Origin of the sequence: Nostoc sp. 'Peltigera membranacea cyanobiont' 232 (genome assembly GCF_002245985.1) — a bacterium.
Classification (GTDB): domain Bacteria; phylum Cyanobacteriota; class Cyanobacteriia; order Cyanobacteriales; family Nostocaceae; genus Nostoc.
Genome location: NZ_NOLK01000006.1, coordinates 22,905 through 46,925 on the forward strand (window position 1 = coordinate 22,905; position 24,021 = coordinate 46,925).

The 24,021-nt window shown below is 42.6% G+C and carries 21 protein-coding genes and 1 pseudogene; 5 read left to right on the plus strand and 17 right to left on the minus strand.

Features of this window, described 5'->3' with window-relative positions:
• The first annotated feature begins 2 nt into the window (after window positions 1-2).
• On the plus strand, window positions 3-476 hold the full coding sequence (locus tag CDG79_RS43360; RefSeq protein ID WP_223277997.1) for an Arm DNA-binding domain-containing protein: 474 nt from the start codon (window positions 3-5) through the stop codon (window positions 474-476).
• Window positions 477-622: 146 nt separating this feature from the next.
• Window positions 623-1,150 (plus strand): tyrosine-type recombinase/integrase, encoded by a 528-nt coding sequence (locus CDG79_RS43365; protein ID WP_442946165.1) that lies wholly within the window; start codon window positions 623-625, stop codon window positions 1,148-1,150.
• Between the two features lie 46 nt (window positions 1,151-1,196).
• Here the strand turns inward: CDG79_RS43365 and ylqF are convergent, their stop codons facing one another.
• The 3 genes from ylqF to CDG79_RS03410 all read right to left on the minus strand — a co-directional run bounded on the left by ylqF (window position 1,197) and on the right by CDG79_RS03410 (window position 3,694).
• Window positions 1,197-2,078, minus strand: a complete 882-nt coding sequence (ylqF, locus tag CDG79_RS03400; RefSeq protein WP_094340701.1) for a ribosome biogenesis GTPase YlqF — start codon at window positions 2,076-2,078, stop codon at window positions 1,197-1,199.
• Window positions 2,079-2,109: 31 nt separating this feature from the next.
• Window positions 2,110-2,493, minus strand: a complete 384-nt coding sequence (locus CDG79_RS03405) for a glyoxalase (RefSeq protein ID WP_094340703.1) — start codon at window positions 2,491-2,493, stop codon at window positions 2,110-2,112.
• Between the two features lie 208 nt (window positions 2,494-2,701).
• Window positions 2,702-3,694, minus strand: a complete 993-nt coding sequence (locus tag CDG79_RS03410) for a threo-3-hydroxy-L-aspartate ammonia-lyase (protein WP_094340705.1) — start codon at window positions 3,692-3,694, stop codon at window positions 2,702-2,704.
• A 205-nt stretch (window positions 3,695-3,899) separates the two neighbouring features.
• Here CDG79_RS03410 and CDG79_RS03415 point away from each other — a divergent pair, with 205 nt between their 5' ends.
• A complete protein-coding gene (locus CDG79_RS03415; RefSeq protein WP_094340708.1) occupies window positions 3,900-4,712 on the plus strand; it encodes an SDR family NAD(P)-dependent oxidoreductase in 813 nt (270 codons plus the stop codon).
• Window positions 4,713-4,716: 4 nt separating this feature from the next.
• A pseudogene (locus CDG79_RS03420) lies at window positions 4,717-4,842 on the plus strand (cation transporter); the annotation flags it as partial.
• 211 nt (window positions 4,843-5,053) lie between these two features.
• On the opposite strand, the gene CDG79_RS03425 reads toward CDG79_RS03420, so the two are convergent.
• Together CDG79_RS03425 and aroF are read right to left on the minus strand one after the other, a co-directional pair.
• On the minus strand, window positions 5,054-6,016 hold the full coding sequence (locus CDG79_RS03425; protein ID WP_094340711.1) for a general stress protein: 963 nt from the start codon (window positions 6,014-6,016) through the stop codon (window positions 5,054-5,056).
• Between the two features lie 258 nt (window positions 6,017-6,274).
• Complete coding sequence (gene aroF / locus CDG79_RS03430) at window positions 6,275-7,375, minus strand: 3-deoxy-7-phosphoheptulonate synthase (RefSeq protein ID WP_094340713.1); 1,101 nt, start codon at window positions 7,373-7,375, stop codon at window positions 6,275-6,277.
• A 48-nt stretch (window positions 7,376-7,423) separates the two neighbouring features.
• On the opposite strand from aroF, the gene CDG79_RS42070 reads away from it, so the two are divergent.
• On the plus strand, window positions 7,424-7,582 hold the full coding sequence (locus CDG79_RS42070) for a hypothetical protein (protein WP_189524872.1): 159 nt from the start codon (window positions 7,424-7,426) through the stop codon (window positions 7,580-7,582).
• A gap of 181 nt (window positions 7,583-7,763) precedes the next feature.
• On the opposite strand, the gene trpD is transcribed toward CDG79_RS42070, so the two are convergent.
• From trpD to CDG79_RS03490, 12 genes are all read right to left on the minus strand, one after another.
• Window positions 7,764-8,927, minus strand: a complete 1,164-nt coding sequence (gene trpD, locus CDG79_RS03435) for an anthranilate phosphoribosyltransferase (RefSeq protein WP_094340715.1) — start codon at window positions 8,925-8,927, stop codon at window positions 7,764-7,766.
• 84 nt (window positions 8,928-9,011) lie between these two features.
• Window positions 9,012-10,241, minus strand: coding sequence for a tryptophan synthase subunit beta (gene trpB / locus CDG79_RS03440; RefSeq protein WP_094340718.1), 1,230 nt, complete (start codon window positions 10,239-10,241; stop codon window positions 9,012-9,014).
• 152 nt (window positions 10,242-10,393) lie between these two features.
• Complete coding sequence (gene trpA / locus CDG79_RS03445) at window positions 10,394-11,221, minus strand: tryptophan synthase subunit alpha (protein WP_094340720.1); 828 nt, start codon at window positions 11,219-11,221, stop codon at window positions 10,394-10,396.
• Between the two features lie 374 nt (window positions 11,222-11,595).
• Complete coding sequence (gene trpC / locus CDG79_RS03450; RefSeq protein ID WP_094340723.1) at window positions 11,596-12,423, minus strand: indole-3-glycerol phosphate synthase TrpC; 828 nt, start codon at window positions 12,421-12,423, stop codon at window positions 11,596-11,598.
• 373 nt (window positions 12,424-12,796) lie between these two features.
• Window positions 12,797-15,013, minus strand: a complete 2,217-nt coding sequence (locus tag CDG79_RS03455; RefSeq protein WP_094340726.1) for an anthranilate synthase — start codon at window positions 15,011-15,013, stop codon at window positions 12,797-12,799.
• Between the two features lie 971 nt (window positions 15,014-15,984).
• Complete coding sequence (locus CDG79_RS03460; protein WP_094340729.1) at window positions 15,985-17,169, minus strand: 3-dehydroquinate synthase; 1,185 nt, start codon at window positions 17,167-17,169, stop codon at window positions 15,985-15,987.
• Window positions 17,166-17,810, minus strand: a complete 645-nt coding sequence (locus CDG79_RS03465; RefSeq protein ID WP_094340732.1) for a DsbA family oxidoreductase — start codon at window positions 17,808-17,810, stop codon at window positions 17,166-17,168. Before CDG79_RS03465 ends, CDG79_RS03460 begins: the two co-directional genes overlap by 4 nt.
• A gap of 145 nt (window positions 17,811-17,955) precedes the next feature.
• Entirely contained in the window at window positions 17,956-18,459 is a 504-nt protein-coding gene (locus tag CDG79_RS03470) for a prephenate dehydrogenase dimerization domain-containing protein (RefSeq protein WP_223277998.1), read from the minus strand.
• Window positions 18,456-19,745: a glycosyltransferase family 4 protein gene (locus CDG79_RS03475; RefSeq protein ID WP_094340738.1), complete on the minus strand. Its 1,290-nt coding sequence runs from the start codon at window positions 19,743-19,745 to the stop codon at window positions 18,456-18,458. Before CDG79_RS03475 ends, CDG79_RS03470 begins: the two co-directional genes overlap by 4 nt.
• Window positions 19,746-19,909: 164 nt before the next feature.
• Window positions 19,910-21,190, minus strand: a complete 1,281-nt coding sequence (gene scyF, locus CDG79_RS03480; protein WP_308737888.1) for a scytonemin biosynthesis PEP-CTERM protein ScyF — start codon at window positions 21,188-21,190, stop codon at window positions 19,910-19,912.
• A gap of 45 nt (window positions 21,191-21,235) precedes the next feature.
• A complete protein-coding gene (locus CDG79_RS03485) occupies window positions 21,236-22,534 on the minus strand; it encodes a ScyD/ScyE family protein (protein ID WP_094340741.1) in 1,299 nt (432 codons plus the stop codon).
• A gap of 132 nt (window positions 22,535-22,666) precedes the next feature.
• Entirely contained in the window at window positions 22,667-23,950 is a 1,284-nt protein-coding gene (locus CDG79_RS03490) for a ScyD/ScyE family protein (protein ID WP_094340743.1), read from the minus strand.
• Window positions 23,951-24,021 lie beyond the last annotated feature (71 nt).

Consider the following 24,021-nt stretch of genomic DNA (forward strand, 5'->3'; position numbering starts at 1 on the left):
CTATGGCTATAATCGCAGACCCTAAAACGAAAAAACTAAATATTCGCTTTAGAGTCAATGGTCATAGCAAGCAATTCTATCTGTCTAGCGGACTTAAAGATTCATCTAAAAATAGAATTATCGTGGAGTCTCGCTGGGAAGAAATTCAGCGAGATATCGCATTAGGGCGTTTTGATTGCACATTAAAATCATATAAGTTTGGAAAATATGAAAAAGTTGCAATCCCTGTAGAGAAAGAATCTTTAGATAAGCTATGGGATAAATTCTTGACTTTTCAAACTCAACATCTAGAACGTTCAACCCTAGAAAGTGATTACAAGCAAATAACTAAAATTGTTGCGGAACTTTCAAGTAAATCAGTCGAAGATGCTCCAACAATCCGAGATTTTCTATTAGCTCAATATAGCTACCATACCGCATACAAGGCGCTAACCCTGTTTCTAGGTGCTTTAGATGGGCTATCGACTCATGCTTAATTAATTCCAACCCTTTTGAAAAGATCCAGTTACCAAGTCCCAAAAGTTCCAGCAATGAAAATAACAAAAAAGCTTACACCCTAGAAGAAAGGGATCTAATCATCTCTGCTTTTGAATCCCACCCAAGATTTTCACACTACAGTGTCCTGATTAAATTTTTATTCTGGACTGGATGTCGGCATGGAGAAGCATTTGCCTTGACGTGGGGTGATGTCAGCCGCGAATGTACCCGAATCTCTATCACAAAAGCCTATGCCTCTCGTGTCCGTATTCTCAAAGGAACCAAGAATAACAAACGGCGAGTGTTCTCCTGTGTACAAGGCTCTAAACTGCAATCCTTACTTGCAGAGGTTAAACCAGATTCCCTAGATCCAAAAGAACTGATTTTTAAAAGCACGACCGGGGAAAGGCTGAATTTAAACATTTTAGATAAATGCTGGCGGGCCCACGATGCTGGGGGGTATCGCTATAGCGGTGTCGTAACAGATTTGGCAGATAGGGGCATAGTTCCCTATCTAAAGGCTTATAGCACTCGCCATACTTTCGCCACTTGGGCGATCGCTTCTGGGGCATCTCCTGAGAAGGTAGCTTACTGGATCGGTGACACTGTTCAAACAGTTTTGAAGTACTATTGCCACCCAGATGTCACCAAAGCCGAGTGCCCAGATTTTTGAGTACTACTCATCTGCTACTCAAAAACGGCTTGAAAATGCTTGTAATCTAGTTAGGAGGTAATTCCAAACTCATTTCACCCAACAAGCCTTTGCGAAAATCTGTTAAAAGTTGTCTTGCGGCTCGTTCTACATCACCTTTGTAACGATGCTCCGCCAAGGCGTGTAAATAGGTATCTCCAGTGTCGGATGTCGAATCGATTTGGTAACGGGACTGTAATGGTTTTTTGGGTAACAAATCTGTAGTTACAGCTTCCAAATAGTTGAATAAATCCACTAGGGCTGCTGCTACTAGTTGGTTATCATAAGATGCTTCACCAATATCATCACAAATGGCTAATTTCAATGCTGCGTCTTGATCTTCCAACCTTATAGGGATGACACCAGGAGCATCTAGCAATTCTAAATGTTCAGAAATTCGCACCCAACGCAGTTGGCGAGTTACCCCAGGACGGGCTGCACTTTCCACTACTCGCCGTCCCAAGAGGCGGTTAATTAAAGCTGATTTACCGACATTGGGAAAACCAATTACCACAGCCCGTACTGGACGGGGTAACATTCCGCGATCGCTTCTTCTTTGATTGAGTTCTACTCCTGCGGCTTGCGCGGCTCGCGCTACTTCTGCTATACCTTTACCATGTTGAGCATTGGTAAAATAAGGGACTTCTCCTTGACGTTTAAACCAATCTATCCACAGCGATCGCATTTGCGGCGTAATCATATCTACTCGGTTAAGGATCAACACCCGTGTCTTACCCTCCACCCACTCACCTATTTGGGGATGGTGAGTTGCTAAGGGAATCCGCGCGTCTCGGACTTCAAACACCACATCTACGCGCTTTAGCTGTTCTTTAAGCTTCTTTTCAGCCTTAGCAATGTGACCTGGATACCATTGAATCAGGTTTAATCTATAGTTTTGAGTTATAGCCACAGTAAATTACCAAATAAATTATTATTACTTATCAATTATCGTTCACTGGGGCTTGATGTAGAATAATACGATTGCCATCAGGGTCATAAGCATAAATTTCTCTGCCGTGGGAAGCAATGGAAATGTTTCCTGGAGGGGGATAGCCTAAAGCTGTTAAGTGAGCGATCGCATCTTCTAAGTTACTCACCTCTAAACACAAACTAATCTTACTTTTGGTGACAGCTTCAAATTCCGATTCGTTTGTGTTTTTGGGTTTAAAAATACCTAATCGCATACTAAGCAAATTAAACTCAGTATAGACATTCGGAATCAAAATAACTGGCTTTTGCTCCAGGAATTTAATATAGAAATTTACTAAATTCTCGCAATTAACCGAGGCTATGGTGACAAATGCGTTAGTGTACTGAAAAACCATATTTGCCTATCGCCCTTTGAAGTTTTTAATTCAACTTTGTCTAAATGCGATCGCTGCGATCGTTTAACATATTTCTAAAGGTTATAAATTACCCCATTCTCAGCTAACCACTGCTTTCGCTCCACAAATGCCGTGCTGTGATGCGATTCAATTAGATATTGAATATGGGAATAGCCAAGGTGAGTAAAATCCCCACTCCGCAGATATATCAGGTAAGAAAAGCAAAAGCGGGTAATTTAGCATACAATGTGCCAACTTGCGCTAAATCTACATTTCCACCACTGACGATAACACCAATCCTCGACTCTGGTGCTGTCACCACACCTTCGAGTAAGGCTGCGGCTGCAAGGACTCCGGTGGGTTCAACGACAATTTTCAAACGTTCCCACAAGAAAAACATGGTGCGAAGAATTGCTTCTTCAGATACCGTCACCATGTCATCGACGTAATGCAGCACTAAGGGAAAAGTAATTTGACCAAGGCTAGGAGTCCGCGCACCATCGGCGATGGTATCAGGATTCTTGACAGTTTGCAGCGTTTTGGTGTGAAAGGAGCGGGTAGCATCATCGGCAAGTGCTGGTTCTACCCCAATTACTTTACAATTGGGTAAAAGTGCTTTGGCTGCGATCGCACATCCTGAAAGTAATCCGCCACCGCCACAACAAACTAATAACAAGTCCAATTCCCCAACTTCTTGAATCAGTTCTAAAGCAGTTGTTCCCTGTCCAGCGACTACATGGGGATGATCGTAAGGGGGAATCAGAGTCAGATTGCGATCGCTTGCTAGATTTTGGGTTAATTCTTCTCGGTTTGTTTCCTGGCGATTGTATAAAATTATCTCTGCACCATAACCACGAGTAGCAGTTTGTTTGACTATGGGTGCATCATCAGGCATGACAATAGTGGTGGGAATATTGAGGAGTTTACCAGCTAGAGCGATCGCTTGGGCATGATTTCCCGATGAATAGGTGATAACGCCTCTTCGTTTTTGGGCTACCGATAGTTGCGTTAGGGCATTGTACGCCCCTCTAAATTTAAATGCCCCCGTGCGTTGAAAGTTCTCGCATTTAAAGAATACTTGGCTATTGGTGCGATCGTTAACAATTCTAGAAGTCAGCACAGGGGTGCGGTGGGCAATTCCCAAAATCCGCTCTTGTGCTGCTTGCACATCAGTTAGAGTAACGGAATTATGTTGTGACATTAATAACTGGATTAAATATTTTTGCTCTTGTTTAGATAGATACAGATTTTTATATTTACGACTAATATGCTTGCTTTAAACATACTCATTTCAGGTGGACAGCATCATCTTTCACCATAATTTTAGCTATAGCAAAGATTATATACTGCTATCGCTAAATTTATAAAAGTTAAATTAATTAACTCAAATTAGTCATTTGTGCAACATGAATAAAACATCCGAAATTCGGCGAAAAAAAACTGCTCTAATTACAGGAGCGGCTAGTGGGATAGGTTATCAGTTAACCCAGATTTTTGCTCGTCATAATTATAATCTGGTGTTAGTGGATAAAAATGAACAAAAACTTACTGAAATTATAAATGAGTTTCCACAAAAATTTGGTATTTTTGTGAAAATTTTGGTCAAGGATTTATCTATCACAACATCCCCAGATGAAATTTTTACCGAACTCCAGCAAGCATCCATCAAGATTGATGTGTTGGTTAATAATGCTGGCTTTGGTACTTATGGAACATTTACCGAAACAGACCTCAACATTGAACTGCGAATGCTTCAGGTAAATTTGGTGTGCGTGACTCATTTAACAAAGTTATTTCTCAAAGATATGGTCGAGCAAGACTATGGAAAAATATTAAATGTAGCCTCAGCAGCAGCTTTTCAACCAGGGCCTCTAATGGCAGTTTATTTTGCTACTAAAGCCTATGTCTTATCATTTTCAGAAGCGATCGCTAATGAATTAGAGGGTACAGGTGTCAGCGTGACTGTTCTTTGTCCGGGGCCAACAGCATCGGAATTCCAACAAACTGCTGCAATGGAAGATTCCAAGATTGCTAGTGTTAACAGAATGATGGATACGGAAACCGTTGCTAAGATTGGTTATCGCAGCTTAATGAAAAACAAAACTGTTGTTGTTCCTGGGATGAGAAATAAGATATTGAGCGAAAGCGTCAGATTTACACCCAGAAATTTAGTAACAAAGATTGTGAGAAGTATGCACGAACTTAAAAAAAGTAGATAGTTCAATGGAATCTGATGCCAAAGTAGATGTGAACGTTGATACTAAAACTGTAACTGTAGATACTGCGGCTTCTGAAGAGTCTATTAAACAGATAATTCAATCTGCTGGTTTTACAATAGAAGGCTATTAATTTTACTTCTAAATTTCTGAGGAGATTTAGATGAAGTAATTTAGCCAGGACAATTGCTTAGTCATATATTCGCCCGGTTTCCGGGCAGAATATTAATAAAGAGTATTTTTCTCTTCTGACACCCTTGAATTATGAGCTGCAACATATACAGCATTGCTGTATATTTGTTTGCTCCAACAAAATTGTTAAATTTTGCGGTAATAGTTTTCAATCAAGAACGGATTAACATGGGGTCATAAATTTGATATTCCTGAACCCCATAATTGCCCAAAATCAAGCTAGCCTGCTCAAGCTCTTTGTCTGTGCCACTAACGATGAATATGTAATTGCCTTGAGCAATTTGCTCGTTGTAAAAGTGCGCCCACTCATCTGCTATTCCTAGCCTCATCGCGTCAAAGCGCTCGCTTAGATTAATACCAGTTAACCCAATCAATTGAGAAAAATCTTTGCAAATTAAAGACATCTGATTTGCTGAAAACCCTGCGACATACATATCGTTAATTGCGGCTTTAGCATTATCTATGTTATTAAAACAACTAACAGCATACTTGCTCAAAATCCCACTTTTATTAGGAGTGGCAGTTGTGGAAGTTGTCGTGGGCAGATAATTTGTAGATAATTGCTCACTATTGAGAGGCTCGTAAATACCAAACTCTTCAATACCCCAACGGTGTAGAATTGCTTCTACTGTAGCAATTTCCAAAGATGTACAATCTACGATTATGAAATAGTGTCCATGCTCTACTCGCTCGTTATATGCTTTAGCTTGCTCTTCTGATATTCCCCAACCAACTAGCGCACCAGCAAAAGTCCCAGTAGCAGCACCAATACTTGCACCAACAAGGGTTGTAACCAAAGCAGTTGCAGCCGCGCCAGCCAGCATTATTGGCCCAACTCCAGGGATTGCTAAAGTCCCAAGACCTACTAATAAACCGGTCAACCCGCCAACCGCGCCCCCTGAAAGTCCTCCTACTGTTGCACCTTCATCGGCTTTATCACCAGTACGCTCTTTAATTTCATCATCGGTAATCTGATGATTGCGGTCTGCATTTTGTACAACTACAGATACTTTTTCCATCGCCAAGCCAGAATCTCTCAACTCATGTAGCGCCTGTTCTGCATCTCGACGATGAGTAAATACGCCTATAGCACGTTGATATTGACTTAAAACCATTATTACTCCTTGATAGCAGGGAAAAATTAATTCCCCACAAATTTAGTTTTTTATTACCTGTAATCTTAAATACAACTTTATTTAACTCGAAACTATCCTAAGTAATAAAACTCATTACGGTTAAGGTAAAAGACGCGATGAATCGCCGTCTCTACAATAATTAGACTGATGAAAACCCGACCAACGGATTCTTTTGTTTAAAAAATCTGTCGATCGGGTTTAGCCATTCATAAAAAATTAGCTGAGATTACACTCTGTCTACTTTGAAAGTTCTGGCGTGAAGAGAATGCGCTTGTCATTAATGCTATCAAATGCAGGTGTAGGCCAGCGATCGACTACTTTGCCCAGAATTGACATTTCCTGAACTAAGCGGTCAAATTTATCAGGGGTGAGAGATTGGGGCCCATCGGATAAAGCCTTAGCTGGATTGGGGTGAACTTCAATCATCAAGGCATCTGTACCAGCTGCGATCGCAGCCATTGCCATCGATGGAACATATTCAGACCTACCAGTACCATGACTAGGATCGATCATAATCGGTAAATGGGTCAGCGATCGCAATACCGGAAGCACAGATAAATCTAAAGTATTTCGGGCATATTTGCCATCAAAGGTTCTAATTCCCCGCTCACAAAGAATTACATTTGGGTTTCCAGATGCCAAAATATATTCTGCCGCCATTAGCCACTCGTCAATTGTGGCAGACATCCCCCGCTTCAGCAGCACAGGTTTATCTTGAGCGCCTACCTTTTTCAGCAAAGAAAAGTTGTGCATATTCCTAGCACCGATTTGAATTATATCAGCTACTCTCGCCACTGCTGATAAATCGGCAGCATCCATCAGTTCTGTGACGATACCCAAACCAGTAGCTTCCCGCGCTGCTGCTAATAAATCTAAAGCGCTTTCACCATAACCTTGAAACGCATAAGGTGAAGTGCGAGGTTTGTAAGCTCCACCACGCAGAAACTGCGCTCCTGCTGCCTTCACGCGCTTTGCCGTTTCGACAATCATCGCTTCATTTTCAACGGAACAAGGCCCAGCTATCACTACGATCGGATGATGTTCGCCAAAATAAATATCACCATTCGGTGTAGGGACAACAACCTCGCTAGCTTCACCATGTCGGAATTCTCGGCTTACCCGCTTGAAAGGTTGTTGCACTCGTAATACTTGCTCAATCCAAGGGCTGAACTCTTGGATTTGCAATTTATCAATGCTAGAGGTATCGCCAATTAGCCCCAGCACAACTTTATGAGTGCCAACGCTTTTTTCTACTGTGACTTTCCAGTTTTCACTCAGTTCTTGACTGATGCGAGTAATTTCCTCAACAGGCGTACCGCTCTTAAGTATGATAATCATCTGTTTTTCCTTGTGTATAGTTTGTGGTATAAGGGCTAATGATTGCAGGTGGATACATTGATATTGCAGGTTGATGCATTGGCATTGCAGGTGAATGCATTGGCATTGCAGGTGAATGCATTGGCATTGCAGGTTGATGCATTGGCATTGCAGGTCAATACATTGGCATTGCAGGTGAATGCATTGCTATTGCAGGTCAAGGTATAAGGCAGCTTTAGCTTTAGTAGCTTGGGCTGGGTGGGAGAAGTTCGTTTAGGGACTTCCAAAAAATAAAATATACAGTAGGGTGTGTTAGGCGAAAGCCGTAACGCACCGAGATATCTGGCGGTGCGTTACGCTGTCGCTAACGCACCCTACAAAATTGGATATTTTTTTAATTGGAAGTCCCTTAGCGCAAAAATTCAGCAAGTTGTTCTAGTTTTGTCCAAGCCGCACCGCTTTGCAGAATTTCCTTAGCAAGGGCAATACCTTTAACACAACCTGCAAAAATATCAGTTTCACCATGAATGGCTTCACTAACTTGGAGTGCTAAGGCTGTATTTAAAGCGACTACATCCTGCTGCGCTTGAGTGCCTTTACCTTGGAGAACTGCCTTCAAGATTTCGGCATTTTCTTGAACATCTCCACCTTGCAACGCCGAAGTTGGTGCAAAATTCAAACCAAGTTCTTGAGGATTCAGCGTTAGAGAACGGACTTTTTTATCTTGGAGTACAGCCAAGTCAGTAACATCAGCTAAACCAGCCTCATCTAAACGTTCGCGTCCATGAAGTGCGATCGCTTGCTGACATCCCAATTGGGATAAAGCTTGCACAATTTCCTCTAGTAAAAGCGGATCGTTCACCCCAATAATTTGCCCTGTCGGCCGCATCGGATTTACTAGCGGGCCGAGTAAGTTAAAAACAGTCCGCACTTTCAAAGTTTTTCGCAAAGTAGCGATCGCTTTGAGTGCAGGATGCCAACCTGGAGCAAACAAAAAGGTAATTCCAACTTCACCCACTGCGGCTTGGACTTTTTCAGGAGTGGCGGTGAGATTTATCCCCAAAGCTTCCAGCACATCAGCCGAACCGGTCTTGCTAGATGCGGAACGATTGCCATGTTTTGCAACTTTTACCCCGGCGGCGGCGGCAACAAAGGCGACAGCAGTAGAGATATTAAAAGTTGAAGCGCCATCTCCACCAGTTCCACAAGTGTCAATTAGGGGGACTGGGGATTGGGTGCTGGGTACTGGGGATTGGGTGCTGGGGACTGGGGATTGGGAAAACTCTTGCCCAGTCCCTAATCCCCAGTCACCAGTCCCTAGCCTTTGGGATTGCAAGACACTAGCCATGCCAACTAATTCTTGTGCAGATACACCTTTAGCTTGAATTGCGGCTAAAATTGCCCCTGATAGGACATGAGGAATGGAATCTGTGAGCCAACCTTGCATCAAATCTGTCGCTTGAGAAACCGTCAACGATTGCCGATTCAGCAACTGTTGCAATAAAGCTGGCCAGTTGTAGAACTCAGAAGGGATGGAGATATTCTCAGGTGGAGTTTGAGTTACAGCGATCATATTGGTTATTTGTCATTGGTCATTAGTCATTGGTCATTGGTCATTCACGAAGGACAAATGACAAATGACGAGAAGAAGAGAAAATTAAGGAATAAGGACTTTGGCGACGGTTTGAACGTCCTTGTCACCTCTACCAGAGCAATTGATAACAATGCGGGGGCTGCCTTCTAACTGAGGACAAAGGGTTTCGAGATATGCGATCGCATGAGCAGTTTCTAAAGCTGGGATAATTCCCTCTAGTTGGGAGAGTCTTTGAAATGCATCTAACGCTTGCTTATCAGTGACACTGTAATATTCGGCGCGACCAAGATCCTTTAAATAACTATGCTCAGGGCCAACGCCGGGATAATCTAATCCGGCACTAATTGAATGGGCTTCGATAACTTGACCATCATCATCTTGCAGTAAATAGCTCATTGCACCGTGCAATACACCTATTCTTCCCTTTGTCAAGGTAGCAGCGTGTTTTTCTGTATCTACACCTTCACCCGCCGCTTCGACTCCAATTAAACGCACCGAAGATTCATGCATAAACTCATTGAATAAGCCGATGGCATTGGAACCTCCACCCACGCAAGCCAGTAAAATATCTGGTAATCCTCCCCATTTATCTTGGGATTGAGCGCGAGTTTCTACACCAATTACGGCGTGGAAGTCACGGACAATCATCGGGTAGGGATGAGGCCCGGCAACTGAACCCAGGATGTAATGGGTTGTTTCGACATTCGTCACCCAATCTCGAATTGCTTCGGAAGTTGCATCCTTGAGAGTTCCCGTACCTGCCTCTACTGGGCGAACTTCTGCCCCCATTAATTTCATGCGGAAGACATTTAAAGCTTGGCGTTCCATATCGTGGATGCCCATGTAAATTACGCATTTCAAACCAAATCGCGCACATACGGTTGCAGTCGCTACGCCATGTTGCCCTGCGCCTGTCTCTGCAATAATTCGTTGCTTACCCATGCGTTTAGCTAGCAACACCTGAGCTAAAGCATTATTAATTTTGTGAGCGCCTGTATGATTTAAATCCTCACGCTTTAAATAAATTTGCGCTCCTGTGCCATCTGGTCTAGCGTAATTTGTTGTCAGGCGTTCGGCAAAATATAATGGGCTAGGTCGTCCTACATAATCGCGCAGTAAGTTTTGCAGTTCTGCTTGGAAACTCGGCTCGTTGCGATATTGATGAAATGCTGCTTCTAACTCACTTAATGCGGGCATTAAGGTTTCGGGGACGTATTTACCACCGAATCTGCCAAATCTGCCCAAAGAATCTGGTTGTTGAGTTGCAGTCTTGATGTCTTGTATGCTTACCACTGGTTAAAATCCTTTTACGTTCAAATATATTTTTGACAACTGATACCACAGCCAAGATTTCCTTCTTATTTCTTTCTTCCTTCGTGTCCTTCGCGGTTCGTTATTTATCGAACCGCAAAGGACGCAAAGTAAAGAAGAAAAAGAGAGCTTTTTTACTTTGCTGAACCAACTTTTTGCAGGGATGCAGAAGTAATTGCTGCTTTCAGTTCCTGACAAAATTCTTTCACAGCAAGCAATCCTTCGCTTGGGCTACCTTCAGCTAACCGTTTGACAAAGGCGCTACCAACAATCACGGCATCTGCTCCCCATTCCATTACTTGATGCGCTTGTTCTGGTGCTGAAATACCAAAACCAACGCCGATGGGTTTATCGGTGACGCTTCGCAAATCTGTAATCAAATCTTTTACGCGGTGTTGGATTTGAGCGCGGATACCTGTAACACCTGTAACGCTCACCAGGTAGATAAAACCCTGAGATTGACGAGCGATCGCTTCAATTCTATCTTTAGAACTAGTAGGAGCTACAAGTAAAATTACCTCAATCCCAAAAGAGGCAGCAGTCTGGATTAATTCTTCTGCTTCTTCTAAGGGCAAGTCTGGCACTACCAAGCCTCGCACTCCAGCAGTGGCAATTTGCGCCAAAAATGTCTTAATACCCCGGTGCAAAATGGGATTGTAGTAAGTAAATAGAATTATCGGCGCTTTCAGGATAGGAGTTACAGCTTCCAACATCTCTAATACTTGCTCTAATTTCGTGCCTTTTTGTAAAGCGCGAGTTGCGGCGGCTTGAATTACAGGCCCATCTGCGAGAGGATCGGAGTAGGGAATGCCCAACTCGATGAAGTCAGCACCATTGCGATCTAAGATGCGTAAAGCTTCGGCAGTGGTTTCTAAGTTAGGATCGCCTGCTGTGATAAAGGGGATTAAAGCACACTGTTGGCGATCGCGTAAAGTTTGAAAGTCAGTAGAGATAGAAGTCATTTTGAAAAATAGTTAATGATTAGTTAATAGTTCTGCAAAAATCAACATTTAGCAATTAGCGATACCCACGCTATATTTGTTGTTGGCGAGTCTTTTATCTCCGCGAACGAGTCTTTTATCTCCGTTAATGAGTCTTTTATCTCCGTTAATGAGTCTTTTATCTCCGTTAATGAGTCTTTTATCTCCGTTAATGAGTCTTTTATCTCCGTTAATGAGTCTTTTATCTCCGTTAATGAGTCTTTTAGCTCCGTTAATGAGTCTTTTAGCTCCGCGAACGAGTCTTTTATCTCCGTTAATGAGTCTTTTAGCTCCGTGAACGAGTCTTTTAGCTCCGTGAACGAGTATTAGAGCTTCATTTTGATTAGATAATAGATTTAAGGAAGACTTAAAAGACTACGCACAGCTTGTTCTACGTCGCTTTGTTTAACCAAAGACTCTCCGACTAAAACCGCACGCACACCAGCTTCAGCGACAAGAGATAAATCAGCAGGTGTATACAGTCCAGATTCACTAACGACAGTGATATCCAAACTTTGCAAATATTGGTGACGCTGTGTTAAAAGTTGCTGTGTTATTCCTAAATCAACCGTAAAATCTTCTAGATTGCGATTGTTGATTCCCACTAAACGTAAATCGTCAAGCTTAAGAACTCTATCCAATTCAGCTAAAGTATGGACTTCCACCAGTGCATTCATGCCTAAATCGTGAATCACTCGCAGAAAGTCTTGGAGTTCTTGGTTTGATAAAATAGCGGCAATCAACAAAACTGCATCTGCACCTGCTGTCCGTGCTAAATAAATTTGATAGGGGTCAATGATGAACTCCTTGCACAGAAGGGGTAATGCAACGTGCTGACGCACACGCCGCAGATTGTCAAAACTGCCCTGAAAAAACTTATAATCGGTGAGGACTGATAGACAAGCTGCGCCACCTCGTTCATAAGCTTGAGCGATCGCTACTGGGTCAAAATCTGCCCGAATAATCCCACGGCTAGGTGATGCCTTTTTTACCTCGGCGATTAAGCTAGGTTGGTTAGGATTTTGTTGTAAAGCAGCTAAGAAATTTCGGACAGTTGGAGCCGCAATTAACTGTTGTTGCAAAGAAGCTAAAGGAAGTTGCTGCTGCATTTGTGCAACTTCTTGCCTTTTATGCGACACAATCTCTTCAAGAATATGGCGAGAGGTAGTAACTTGGTTAATCATAAAATGCTTGAGTGAATGGGGAAATAATTAATTATTCTCGTTCCCAGATTCCATCTGGAAATGCATGCAATACGGTTTAGTTAAGGGCTACTGGCAAAAATTTTGGGTTTTTGAGACGCGATAAATCGCCGTCTCTACAAGTATTGGGAACGAGGCACTTTTGACCAATGACTAATGACCAATGACCGAATGGCATGCTTGAAAAGGGAAAATCGTTGAGGCAGCAGGGGTGCAGAGGAGCGGAGGCGCAGGGGAGAAAGAAGAAGTTTTAAGCATTGCGTTCGGATACTTAGAAATTCCCCTCTGCCCCTCTGCTCCTCTGCCCCCCTGCTCCTCTGCTCCTCTGCAATCCTTACGCTGCATACCCTTCAGCTTAACTTAGTGCCATTCGACCAATGACTAATGACTCTTTAGTTTGCGTATATGCACGCACCACATTTTTAATGATTTCCAAACCGACTTCTCCCGCTAGAGTCATGATTGATTCTGGATGAAACTGAACGGCGGCGATGGGAAGTGTCTGATGTTCAATACCCATAATTACGTCGTCATCAGAAATCGCTGTCACCTTCAGTTCTTTTGGCAAACGTTGCGGTAGGGCAAACAATGAGTGATATCTACCCACAGTAAAAGATTGTGGTAAATTCTTGAAGGTCACGGAATTAGAATCGGTGACGAAAATCCGTGAGGATTTACCATGTTGGGGATAGTCGAGAACTCCCAATTCTCCATCAAAAGCTTCAACGATGCTTTGCAGTCCTAGACAAACTCCGAAAATAGGAATTTTGCGATGAAGAAGGGCACCGACAGTCTGGGGAACGCGAAAATCACTTGGTCTACCAGGGCCAGGAGATAAAACAACTAAGTCAGGGCGTTCTGTATCGAATAGCGATTCCGAGAAACCATGACGGAGTGTGGTGACGCTTGCACCAGTTTGGCGAATGTAATTAGCTAATGTATGAACAAATGAGTCTTCATAGTCTATTAGTAAGATGCGTTTGCCAGTTGCCGCTCTTGGGAGGATTTTAGCTGATTTTATAGAACTAGATTCATCAAGTTTCTGACTGCTTTGTTTAACACGGCGAATCGTTTCAAATAAAGCAGCAGCTTTGGTGATTGTTTCTTGTTCTTCTGCTTGGGGTATGGAGTCATAAAGAACAGTCGCCCCAACTCGCACTTCGGCGATGCAGTCTTTTAATCGGATTGTCCGCAGAATTAATCCAGTATTTAAATTGCCATTGAAATTTAAATAGCCGACTGCGCCACCATACCAACGGCGGGCGCTACGTTCATGCTGTTCAATAAAATCTATGGCGGCTTTTTTGGGTGCGCCGGTGACTGTAACCGCCCACGTATGAGAAAGAAAGGCATCTAGGGCATCAAATTGCGATCGCAGTATACCCTCAACATGATCCACTGTATGAATCAAATGGCTGTATAATTCAATTTGGCGACGACCAATCACTTGGACTGAGCCAGGTTCGCAGATTCGGGATTTGTCATTGCGATCGACATCAGTACACATGGTCAACTCAGCTTCATCTTTGTGGGAGTTAAGTAAATGACGAATTTGCACCGCATCATCGAGAGCATCTAGTCCCCGGCTAATAGTGCCGCTAATGGGACAAGTTTCTACCCGCTTCCCTTCAACTCGCACAAACATTTCTGGAGATGCGCCAATCAGATATTCTCCACCTAAATTAAAAATAAACCCATAAGGACTAGGATTTATATCCTTTAAAGTTTCAAATAGTTTGCTGGGTTCATCTTCATAGTCTTCAAAAAAGTTTTGACTAGGAACAACTTCAAATAAATCGCCTCGGCGGAAATAATCGAGTGCAGACTCAACTTTTTTTGCATACTCACCTACTTGATGGTCAGCAGTTTGATTTGACAGAAGATGTTTGCCGCGATAATCAATAGACTCACCTGTTCGAGGCAGATTCTTTGTATTGCCATCTGCTGTTTCAAAATCATATTGGAGACGAAATGCGCTTTGCTGATAATAGTCAACAACTATCAATTCATCCGGCAGATAAAGCACCAAATCGCGCTGATCTGTAGGACGTTCTAGACGTTGGGTAATTGGTTCAAACTGAAAAACTAAGTCATAACCAAAAGCCCCATACAATCCTAAATGTTCATCTTCTTGGCTAGAGAAAGTGTGTAGCATTTCGCGGACAACTGTAAATGCTGAAGGTTGTTTACTGCGTTCTTCTTCAGTAAATAATCTCTTCGTAGCTTTAACAAAGCCGACAATATTATTATTGTCTAGGGTAACTTGCTCAAGTTGGCTTGAGTTGGATAAACACTCTAATAGTAATGGTAGAAGTACTTGACCGCGTTCATTCAACGCTATCAATTTGAAAGCATTTTCTTGTGTACTCAATTCCAATGGTGGATTGACAAATCCGATTGCCCATCTTTTATATCTACCTGGATATTCGTAGCTGCTTCTTAGCAAGCCGCCACGCTGAGAATTTAAGTGAAACAGAATATCTTCGAGGGCAGTATCCATCTTCACTTCGGTGATGGAGCGAGAAACACTTACACCACCAAGGGTTTTGTAGGAACGAGAATCAAAAATCATAATTATTAGTAGGAAATGAAAAGTAGTGAGGAGTGTAGTTAAATTACTTAAAAAGCGCTGTATTTGTGAATTAGTAACAAATTTAGATGGTATGACATCAATCTAAGTAGGTAGGTGAGAAAATTTATAACTATGTCATTGCGAACGCAATGAAGTGGAGTGAAGCAATCACAAGGTTTTCACCGCTTTTACTTTTCCTTACATAGTTATATTGATTTATAACTGCTTACTTAAATGAATCCTATATATAGGACTCCTATTTGATTTTTGAACAAAATTAGGTATGTAGGGTGTGTTAGAACGAAGTTCGTAACGCACCACTATCAAGGGTTTCGTGCGTTACGCTGTCGCTAACACACCCTACGTATCTTTTCAGAAATCAAACCGGAATCCTATATAGTAGGATTAATATTTGATTTTTGAACAAAATTTAGGTATTGGAGAGTGTGTTACAGGTTGTTTGAAAAGTGTTTTGCTGTGATTTTAGGCACTTTTAGATCCCCCCTAACCCCCCTTAAAAAGGGGAGAACCGGAATCAAAGTCTCCCAATTTATCGGGAGATTTAGAGGGATCTAAAACTTTTGATACCAAAAAGAAGACTTTTCAAACATCCTCTTAGAACGGAGTTTGTAAGGGACTGTTATCAAGGGTTTGATGCCGTACTCTCCGTGCTAACACATCCTACATATATTTTCAGAAAACCGGATTCATATATATGTAGAGGATGTAATTAAAAACTTTTCGCTTCTTATTTAAGAGTACTAGATATCAAGCAGATAATATATTGAATAATTTTTCGATCTGGTGTCAATTTATTCGTTTTTTATACTGCTTATCTAGTACTCTCGTTAGACACATTATTTTGAAATATCCGCCTCCATCAAAAGTAGTATGTTGCTTCAAAAATTAATGTCAACTCTCTGTATTACTTGGCGCTTCCCTCAGCGTTCCTCTACGTTTAAAATTCCCTCCTAAAACTCCCGTAACAGTGATATTGCTTGCCTATACACCAACAAATTCACCTCATGAACTTCAATTGCTTTTCCAATACTTTTTAGCAACGTTAAAGTCAATTCTCCACCCAAGTGTTCGCGGAATTCAGTTAAACCCCGAAACAAACAATCAGGATGTTCTACTTGTGATAATTTTTCAGCTAGTTCTGGCACATACAAAGTGAAACCCAACGCCGATAAAGTATTTAATATTCGTTGCCATTCTGAGCAATCAAGCAATCCTATTAAATAAGAATAGGTGCTATCCAAAGCAATACCGATCGCAACAGCTTCGCCATGACGCAAGCGATAATTTGTCAAATGCTCCAGTTTATGAGCCGCCCAATGTCCAAAATCGAGGGGACGAGAGGAACCCATTTCAAAAGGATCGCCGCTATTAGCAATATGTTCTAAATGCAATTGGGCGCAACGATAGATAAGCTGTTGCATAGGAGCCATGTCTCGCCGCCCAAGGGCTTTGCTATGAGAGTGGATAAAATCAAAGAAGTTAGCATCCTTAATCAGCGCTACTTTCACGGCTTCTGCAATCCCAGAACGCCAATCGCGATCGTCTAGGGTTGTCAAGAACGCAGAGTCATTTATAACTGCATAAGGTGGCGCAAATGTGCCGAGAAAGTTCTTTTTACCAAAGGCGTTGATGCCGTTTTTTACCCCAATCCCAGAATCATTTTGCCCTAACACCGTTGTTGGAACCCGAATTAGACGAATTCCCCGGTGAGCAGTTGCAGCAGCGTATCCTACCAAATCCAATACCGCCCCGCCCCCGATGGCTAACACATAAGAATGGCGACATAATCCGGCTGTTTCAATCAGTTGCTGGATTTGCTCTACTAAAGTGCGATCGTTTTTGGCAGCTTCTCCTCCCGAAATTATCATGGGTTCGGCTGCGATCGCTAGTACCTCTCCATAAAACTTGGTATACGCAACTAATTGCTTTACCAATTCAGGTTGAGACTTTAATATTCCTGCATCTACCACCGCAACTAATTTCTTCGGCTTTGTCTCCCCATCTCCTGTAATCACTTGCGCTAGCGTGGGGTTTTTCAACTCAAATAAATTTTGGGTGAAGTAAACCTCATAGTTAAAAGTAACCGAAACACGTTGATGAATTAATCTACTTTTTTGCTTGATTTCGACTATCATATTTTTGCTGATATATCTAAAAGTGCGGCACGGTTCAAAGCTTGTAGGAACATTTCTACCGAGTGAGAACCATTTATATTGACTTTATTATTGATAATGAAGAACGGCACACTATTGATGCTATTCGGCCGAGCAAATATTGATTCAGCCACAAAAGCTTTACCCGCAGCATCATCACTCAATTGCAGCTGTAATTCCCTAGAATCCATTTGGTAAGCTGTACCTATAGCGATAAGAACATCAATATCTCCGATGTCCAAACCGTCTTCAAAGTAAGCTTTATAAATAGCTTCTACGACATCGTTTTTTACCTTTGTGGGTGCGAGTGTAATCAGTCGGTGCGAAAGCTTAGTATTGACAGCCAATCGGATTTTGTCAAAATCTAGCTTAACTCCAGCCGCCTCACCTGCGCGTCGCGTAGAATCAAACAGATGTTGCAGTTCTTCCGCTTTGATACCTTTTCTATTCCGCATAAAGCTACGAAATTCATACCCGTCAGCAGGAACAGTATTGTCAAGAATAAAGGGATGCCATCGGATATATACTTCTTGTTCTTGCCATTGTGCCAGTGCATCAAACAGATGCTTTTTTCCAATTCTGCACCAAGGGCAAACTGGATCGTGAAAGATGTCTATCAGCATAGTTTTTGTTATTCATCTCATTTATTGATGAGGATGCGCCAAATTTTATTGCCTCTCTCTCTTTCTTCCTTTGTGTCCTACCCTGCGGGAAGCCGCTCCGCGTCTATGCGCCCTTTGCGGTTCGTTCCTAATACAGAATTTTTATTCAAATGCCAATATTCTGTGGTTTAAAATCTCTTTGGATACCCGTTGTATTTAAAGGCTGTAGAAAACTATTAATTTTCCCTTCAAAAAAACTTTGAGTATTTTCAAACTCTTTAATTAATGCTTCTCTATCTTTATTAACTACCAGTCTCGCCAATCGGCCATAAGTATTAGCTAAAAAGCTAATTGCATTACACCTTTCTTCTGTAGCTAGCATAATATCAACACATAAATGAGGATTTTGGGAAAACAAACGTCTCACAATATCAATTTCTTGACGATAGTTAGGAGTTGACATTGTTAAACTCTGTTCTATGTCCACTTTTGCTTGTGCTAAGAAAGCGAGTAGGGGAGCGACATCAGCCAGTTGTTCATCTAAAGAAGGGAATTCTGATGCTGCTAATAATGATATGCGATCGCTCAATAAGGCGATCAAGCTCTGGTCAGTTTTTTTAAGCCGATCTGAATAAGAGGATTTCAAAGGCATTTTTCTTCCAATTTTCAAATATCAACAAGTGATTCCTTAGAACTTATTTCTGGTAAGATATCCAAGTTTGTTGCTCTTTTAGCGATCGCATCAGCAAATAACTCTTCATACCGGTCTAGCGCTTGCTCAAAGGAATAGTTTTCTACTGCGAACTTTCTTCCTTTACGCCCTAATTGTGCTGCTAATTCCGGCTGATTATATAAATCCAGCACCGCCGCAGCCAAAGCATCTGCTGACTCAGGCTCAACGATAACGCCACCGCCACTTTCTCTGATGGCTTTGGCAGCAGTCCCGGCGGCGGGAACTGAACCCACAATCGGGCGACCACTGGCTAACAACAGTGGTATTTTAGAAGGCATATTGAAGGAAATCACATTGCACTTTTGTACAATCAACCCTACATCTGCGGCTGCTAACATTTGCGGTAGTTTTTCTCGCGGTTGCAATGCTAAAAGTAAAACGTTATCTGCACCACAAGCAAGACAATGTTTTTGCAACCTTTCGAGGGCTTGTGATTCCCCTGCTATGACAAAGACAATTTCTTTTAGATGACGCAAACGGACTGCTGCTTCTATTACTGTTTCCAAACCTTGTGTGAGCGCAATATTACCTGAATAAAGCACTACAAATTTAGCATCGAGTTGATGGGTAGCTCTCCAAGAGTTATTCTCCTTCGGTAAAGGGCGGATAAAATTTAGATTCACCCAATTGGGAATGCAGGCAATTTTATTAGCAGGTACAGCTTTATTTATGAGATTATCTACAAAGCCATCGGCAATTACGCTAATGGTATGTGCAGTTCGGTAAGCAAATTTTTCTAAAGCTTCCAGAGCTTGAATCATCAACTTATTTTTAATTAGCCCAACACGCACAGCAGCTTCCGGGAGAATATCTTGCACATTCAGCACTACTGGGCAGTTGTATAGCCAACCTATCAAAGTTGCAGGTAAACAAACTAATAACGGCGGTACTGTTAAGAGAATTACATCAGGTCGCTCACCCTTGAGGGCTTGTGGCAAACTTGTAAATACAAAACTCAACTCTAGCAGTAATCGGTCTACGAGGTTGGGTTTAGACTTAATCCGCAGGTAACTACGCTGAATTTTGACACCATTTTTTTGTTCGGTAACATATAACTTACCTCGATAGCCGTCGTAAATCTGACGCTGAGGATAGTTAGGCATACCTGTGATTACCCGCACTTGATGTCCCCGCTTCACCAGCCCTTCTGCTAGTTCAGTCATCAAAGGTGCAATACCGATTGGTTCTGGATGATAGTTGTATGAATAAATCAGAATGTGCATGAACTGTTAATTTCCTGGAAGCACCTTGATAATATTTGCTTTCTACTCATTGGCTGAAACTTTCGTAGGGTGTGTTACCGCGAAGCGTAACGCACCGAAATTATTGAGATGGTGCGTTAGCCAACCGCATAACGCACCCTACGAAACTACGAATTAGTAATTATTTAGCACTGTTTTTGCAGTTCCTTTTCTAAACTGAAGACTGGCTTTTGTTGCCCACGTTTCCGCAATGTGACGGTAGCAGCCCCAAATCCAAGCAATGCTAAACCCAATGCTGAACTAGGTTCAGGCACTTGAGTTCTACCTTCTACGTTTAATACTTGGACGCGACCTTGGAAGAAATCGCCCACATAAAGCTTGCCATTTTTGTAGCTTGTGCCACCCGTCCAGTTAAATGTGCCTGGTGTGAGGTCGAGGGGATCGCCAAAGGGTGGCTGACCTAGTTGAGGAGGTGCTGCTGCGGCAGCTTTACCATAAGCAGTCAGGAAATTACCGTTTTTATCAAATACTTGGACGCGGCTGTTGATAGAATCAGCCACATAAATATTCTCAAACTCATCCACTTCTAGGCCAATTGGCTGATTGAACTCTCCATCGCCACTGCCTTGTTTGCCAAATGTGAACAGAGATTTACCTTCAGGATCGAGTACTTGGACGCGGTTGTTAAATTGGTCGCTAACATAAAAATTGCCACTAACCGGGGAAATTCTTAGACCTGCTGGCCCTTCAAACTGCCCTGGTTGAGTTCCAGATGTGCCAATGCTACCAATTAGTTTGCCATCCTTAGTGTATTTATTGATTTTGTCGCCGCTAAAATCACCAATATACACATTGCCAGTTTTGTCAAATGTCACACCCGATGGGCCAAAGAAAGCTCTACCTGGTATTAAACCGCCAAACTCACCAAATGAGTTAATAAAGTTACCCTGAGGATTGTAGACATTAACGCGGTTGTTAAAAACATCTCCTACATACAAATTCCCAGTCTGCGGATCGATTTCTAGGGCTGATGGCTCGTCGAATTCTCCAGCCCCTTTGCCGCCCTTACCGATCGCTCCAATATAATTACCTTGAGGATTAAATACTTCAACCTTGTTACCAATGTTTGGGTTAAAAGTGCCGTCTGGGTTAAGACCGCGACCGTTACTTACAAGGATATTCCCGGAGTTATCTACCGTTATGCCTTGGGGAACAAAGAGTTGCCCAGGGCCAAAGCCGGGGCTACCAATGCTACTGTTGTAAGTTAATGTTATGGCCTTGGCTTGGATAGATGTTGCTAAGACGGTGAATCCAGCACCGAGAATAGCAAGTGAGAAATTTTTGACTAATCCCATGAGTTTTAAGTCTTGGTTGTATGAGTTATACTCTTTCCTATACAAATTTTGTTCCCAGTTCCAGTTTGGGAACTCTAAAATTTGGGCTGCTGCCTCTTGTTTGAAATGCAACTTTCTCTGTGAGGCAGCAGCCTATTCTGTAAGCTTTATCAGGAATTAGATAATCTCTGCGTTAGCTAATTCTTTGCTGCGTTTGCGCTTCAGCATTGAAGTTGCACCTAAAGCACCAGCAACTATCAGACCTATTGCCGAGTTGGGTTCGGGGACTTTGGTTACTCTGGGATCGATCTTGATAACTTGTCCTGTTCCTGCAAGTCTGGCTCGATTTGAGATATATAAATCACCATCAGGGCCATAAGTGATACCAGAAGCAGCTTCTAGTCCATCACCACTCCAGATAGTTTCACGAGTCCCATCAGTGCCTATTTTGATTAAAGAACCACTAATATCGCCAGTGATAATACCGCCCTGTTGAATCTCCTTCCATTCGGAATGATTGATGTGTTGCAAGGCATATAAGTTGCCGTCAGGGTCATAAGCTACGCCGGTCAGTTGTGTAAAGCCATCGTCAATAACTTTTGATTGCAAGGTATTAGGGTCAAAGCTAAAGATCCGTGCTTCTTTCTCTGGATAGGGAAAATAAGTGTATTCGCTGACTGTTAAACTGCCATCTGGAGCGATCGCAATTCCAGTCGGTACTGATTGCTGTGTTATGGGAAGCGTAGATGGATCTACACCAGGCCCAAGATCGGGGAATTCCAGTTTGCTTCTATCTATCACTTTCTCAGGAACTGCGGCGACGTTCTTAATACCACTGCCATCGAGTCCCACAGTATATATACTGTTTCCGCCTCCATCAACTACGTAAGCAGTCTCGTCTTTAATTGCAAAAGCATAGGGGTTGGAAATTATATCAGTACCATCAGGATTAAATGCAGTTTCATAAGCTCCAAAATCTGCAAGGGTTGTCAACCCCCCAGTTTTTAAGTCTACTTTGTATAATTTACCGAGGTCAGGTGATTTTAAAACGGTATCACGGTTGGTTGGATCGCCTGCAAGACCTGTCAAAAGATAAGCGTTACCTAGAGAATCAAATTTGATATCCGCAGGCCCGGCTGCTTGTTCTCCAGAAGGCGATAATGCTAAAGAAGTCAGGTTGGAAATTATACTTGTTTTCGTCCCGTCCTGAGCAATTTTGAGCAGGGAGCCATTCTGACCAGCACATAAAGGAATATATCCGGCGCTAGGTGATGCAATGCATCTTCCGTCTTTTCCATCGCCGCCAGAACCACTTTCTGTAACATAAAGATTGCCGCTAGAATCAAAGCCGATGCCGCGTGGATTACTAAGACCATCGGCAACTACCGTTAGGCTTGCAGCTTCGGCAGCTTTGGGTGCAGATACGGCAGCAATACAAACAGTCAAAAGTGTAAGAGTAAATGATTTGAGTTTCATACCTTTGGAGATTGAGTGTTAAGTAAGTGGAAAACTTTATCGTTTTAAAACAACGAATCTCAGCCTTAGAGAAACGCACAATTGGTTTGAAACTCTTTACTTGAGTGCCAAGACTCCATTAACAATCCGTAATTACAAATTAGTAATGGGGCTTCTCTTCTTGTGCAACCAACCAACGCCCAAGGCTGCGATCGCTAATACGCCTAAAACAGAATCAGGTTCAGGGATAGATTTGGTATTCTCAATTCTGAGAACTTGCCCAAATCCTGGGCGATCGCCTCGGTTGGTGACGTATACTGCACCATCAGCACCAATAGTCAGAGCGCTAGGTGACTCTAATCCATTGCCACTCAGCAGAGTTGTGCGTGTCCCATCGGGAGCTATTTTGATGACAGAACCATCCAGATTACCCTTCCAGGCTGACTGATTGGCGTACTGCAAAGCATATAAGTTGCCCTCAGGATCAAATTTCAAGTTTGTGAGTTGGGTAAAACCATCCGCAAAGACTGTTGGTATCCCATCAGCACCAATTCGATAGATTTTTGCCCCACCTTCAGGGAAGGGAAAACCAGTAAATTGGCTGACATAATAAGCACCATCAGGGCCTTTGGTCACACTTGAGGGGACTGCTTGGGTTGCAAACTGCGATGGGCGAAGCCCCGCCGTAGGCGATCGCACCTCTTCACCTTGAGATGGCACTTGTGCAGGTTCATTGGATGGAGTACCAGAGGGTGGAAAGATGGGATTAGCTAATATGTCTTCAGGGAATGTAGTAATAGCTTGCAAATTACTACCATCAGTATTAACGCTGAGTAAGTCGTTTGCACCTGCATCAACTGCAACTAACTTATTGCCATCTATTGCAAAACCCAAGGGATTACTACCGACATCACCACCATCGGGATTGTTGGCGAGTTCATAGTTAGCTAAATCGGCAATAGTCGTCCAAGAGTTGGTATTAAAATCGGGAGCGATGATTTTACCGAGGTCAGTGTAACCTAAATTGCGATCGCGAAAGGTTGGATTCGCCCCATACCCAATCAGAACATAAGGTTTACCTGTAGCATCAAATTTGATGTCACGAGGGCCAGCGCCTCCAGTCCCATCTGGTAATGCTAAGGAAGGAAGTCCTGTAAGTATGCGTTCGGTTTTACCATTCTCAATTTTAGTAACTGCTCCACTTGCGCCATAACATAATGAATCGCCTTGACCGCTTGCTGGTGGAACGCAACCTCCACTTCCCCCGATTCCCGCCTCTGTAACATAGAGATTACCATCAGGCCCAAAGCTCAGACCTCCGGCATTATATAGTCCGTCGGCGATGACTGAAAAGGATGTGGCTGATGCAGCTTTCATTCCAGAAAAGGCGGCAACACAAAAGGTAAAGATGGTAATAGTAAGTTGTTTTAGTTTCATGTGTTGCAGGGAATTGAGGGGGAAATTTTAAACGCAGAGGAGCGCTGAGGGAAGCGCAAAGGAACGCAGAC